This window comes from Kribbella sp., assembly GCF_035655035.1.
In the GTDB taxonomy this organism is placed as follows: domain Bacteria; phylum Actinomycetota; class Actinomycetes; order Propionibacteriales; family Kribbellaceae; genus Kribbella.
This window is the reverse complement of the sequence record NZ_DASRVN010000616.1, coordinates 1-3,022: the sequence shown is the minus strand read 5'-3', so window position 1 is coordinate 3,022 and position 3,022 is coordinate 1. Positions and strand designations below refer to the sequence as shown.

Annotated in this window: 4 protein-coding genes; 2 read left to right on the top strand and 2 right to left on the bottom strand. The window is 70.3% G+C overall.

Annotated elements, in window-relative coordinates; translation table 11 throughout:
- Positions 1-738: calcium:proton antiporter (locus tag VFF46_RS32375; protein WP_414673114.1), on the bottom strand; the 738-nt coding region annotated here is incomplete at its 3' end.
- Between the two features lie 64 nt (positions 739-802).
- On the opposite strand from VFF46_RS32375, the gene VFF46_RS32370 reads away from it, so the two are divergent.
- A complete protein-coding gene (locus VFF46_RS32370) occupies positions 803-1,309 on the top strand; it encodes a GNAT family N-acetyltransferase (RefSeq protein WP_325041041.1) in 507 nt (168 codons plus the stop codon).
- Positions 1,306-2,148, top strand: a complete 843-nt coding sequence (locus tag VFF46_RS32365) for an SCO6745 family protein (protein WP_325041040.1) — start codon at positions 1,306-1,308, stop codon at positions 2,146-2,148. The genes VFF46_RS32370 and VFF46_RS32365 overlap by 4 nt, the downstream gene beginning before the upstream one ends.
- Here the strand turns inward: VFF46_RS32365 and VFF46_RS32360 are convergent.
- A partial coding sequence (locus tag VFF46_RS32360) for a LysR family transcriptional regulator ArgP (protein WP_325041039.1) occupies positions 2,143-3,022 on the bottom strand: 880 nt, incomplete at its 5' end. The genes VFF46_RS32365 and VFF46_RS32360 overlap by 6 nt on opposite strands.

The window sequence follows — 3,022 nt, the reverse complement described above, 5'->3', positions numbered from 1 at the left end:
GACGGCGTGTTCGAGGTTCGGCGAGACGGTCTTGGCGAGTCCGACCACCGACACCAGGCAGACGAACAGCAGCCCGAGGCTGAGCAGCGCGGTCGCTCCGCTGGGCGCGTCGGCGTGCTGGTCCTCGTCCTCGTCGGCGCCGCCGGCCGGTAGGAAATAGTCGCGGTGCCGGATCGTCTGGATGAAGACGAACACGCCGTACATCACCAGCGACGTGACCCCGGCGAACGCGAGCTGGGCGGCGCTGAACCGCGGGCCCTCCGCACTCGTCGTGAACGTCGGCAGCACGAGGCTCAACGTCACCAGCGCGGTCATCACGGTCAGCGCGGAGTACGACGCCTGCACCCGGAACTCCTGCACCCGGTGCCGCAGCGAACCGACGACCAGCGCCAGGCCGAGAATGCCATTACACGTGATCATCACCGCGGCGAACACGGTGTCCCGGGCCAGCGACGCGGCCTTGTCGCCACCGGACGCCATCAGCGTCACGATCAGCGCGACCTCGATCACCGTCACCGCGAGCGCCAGGATCAGCGTGCCGAACGGCTCACCGACCTTGTGCGCCACGACCTCGGCATGGTGAACGGCCGCGAACACAGCGGCCCCGAGCCCGATACAGACCAGGAGCAGCAGCACCGTGCCCAGGTCCCGGTGCCAGGACCCGACAAGGTCCAGGAAGGCGAGCACAGGCACGACAAGGGTCCACCGGGGAAGCCCTTGGGTCACGGATCTACTCATCCCCAGCAAGCCTAGCCGCAATCCCCTTGGCTTCCGGTGAACGACGGGTGATAGTTCTCCCACTATGTCTGTGGAAATCAGGAACGCGACCGCTGAGGACTGGCCTGCCATCTGGCCGTTCTTCCGGGAGATCGTCGGTGCGCGGGAGACCTACACGTACGATCCGGAGCTCGGCGAGGAGCAGGCGCGGGAGTTGTGGATGTCGCCGTCGAGTTCGCCGTTGGCGCGGACGACGGTCGCGGTTGATGCCGACGGCACCGTTCTCGGGAGTGCGAACATGTATCCGAACCGGCCGGGGCCGGGGGCACATGTGGCCAGTGCGAGCTTCATGGTGGACGGGAAGGCGCGCGGTCGCGGGGTCGGGCGGGCGCTGGCCGAGGACATGATCGCGTGGGCCGGGCGGACCGGGTTCCGGTCGATCCAGTTCAACGCGGTTGTCGAGACCAACGAGCCCGCCGTCCATCTGTGGCAGGCCCTCGGGTTCCGGATCGCCGGCACCGTCCCGGAGGCCTTCGACCACCCTCGGCTCGGGTACGTCGGTTTGCACGTGATGTACCGTCCCTTGCCATGAACCGCGCTCGCCGGATGTGGAAGGCGCTCGAGCCGTACCACGCGATCACGTACTTCGCGCCCGAGACGCGGCGGGCGACCGACGCGCTCGGGCTCAAGGGCGGGTGGATGAGCTACTTCGGCTGCCGGGCGGCGCCGCTCGGCGCGGTCGGGCCGGAGTTCGTGGCGGCGGTGTTCTACAACTTCCATCCGGCGATGGTCGCGCGGTCGATCCCGGACGCGTGGAGCCGCGCCACGCCGGAGCAGCTCCTCGAGGCGCGCCTGACGGCTGTGGACAACGCCGTACGACGGTTGTTCCCGGAGGCGGCGCTCGACCGGGCCGCCGAGCTCGGGCGGCGGGCTGCGGAGTCGGCGCCGATCGCGGGGCGGCCGATCGCGGCGGCGAATGCATCGTTGGAATGGCCAACGGAGCCGGCCTTGGTGCTCTGGCAGGCGACCACGATCCTGCGGGAATCACGCGGTGACGGGCATGTCGCGGCGCTGGTCGCGGCCGGGCTCAGCCCGTGTCAGGCGCTGGTGACGATCTCCGCGGCCGGTGGGCCGGGCAAGGAGGTCTTCCAGGCCAACCGGCGGTGGAGCGACGAGGAGTGGGCTTCGGCGTCGGATGACCTTCGTTCGCGCGGGCTGCTGGACGCTTCGGGTGCGTTGACGGCTGCCGGACGGGCGTTGCGGGAGCAGGTGGAGGAGACGACGGACCGGTTGGCGGATCAGGGGTGGCGGGCGCTCGGGGACGAGCTGTCCGCCGAGTTGCACGACCTGGTGTATCCGCTGAGCGCCGTACTGATGGCCGACGGACTGATCCCCACGGACAACCCGATGGCTCTGCGCTGGGACTCATAACCGGCGGCTCGCCGTACGCAGGCCTGCCTCGGCTGCCCGCAGTACGGCGGCTGTGAGTGCGTCGAGGATGCCGGACTCGAGCTTCCAGTGCTGCCAGTACAGCGGTACGTCGATGTACTTGCCCGGGGCAACGTTGACCATCCGGCCCGCGGCCAGCTCCGGTCCGGCCAACTGGTCCTCGATCATCCCCCAGCCGAGCCCGATCCGGACCGCCTCGTGGAACGGCGCGGACGCCGGGATCGCGTGCGCCGGCGGGTCCAGCCGCCGCCGGGTGACCTTGCGGAGCAGCCGGTGCTGCAGGACGTCCTTCTCGTTGAAGATCACGATCGGCGCCTCGGCCAGGGCCTCGGGCAACGGTTTGCCGGCCAGCCAGCGCTCGGCGTACTCCGGGGTGGCGAGCGGGAGGTACCGCATCTTTCCCAGCGGTACGACGCGGCAGCCCTGCACCGGGCGCGGGTCCGCGGTGACCGCGGCGAGGACCGTGCCGTTGCGCAGGTACTCCGCCGAGTGTTCCTCGTCCTCCTGGTGCACCAGGAACCGGGCGTCGTGCGTGCGGGACAGGTCGAGCATCGCGGGCAGGAACCAGTTGTTCAGCGAGTCCGCGTTCACCGCGATCGGGATCCGCTGCGCGTCGACCGTCCCGCGGACGGCGGCGATCGCCTCGACCTCGAGCAGCGCGACCTGCCGCGCGAGCCGGAGCAGCGCCTCCCCCGCCGCGGTCGCCCGGGCCGGCTTGCCGCGCATCACCACCACCTGGCCGAGCCGGCTCTCCAACGCCTTGATCCGTTGACTGATCGCCGACGGTGTCACGCTCAGGCGCCGCGCGGCCGCGTCGAAGCTGCCCTCGTCGAGGACCGCGACGAACGTCTCGAGT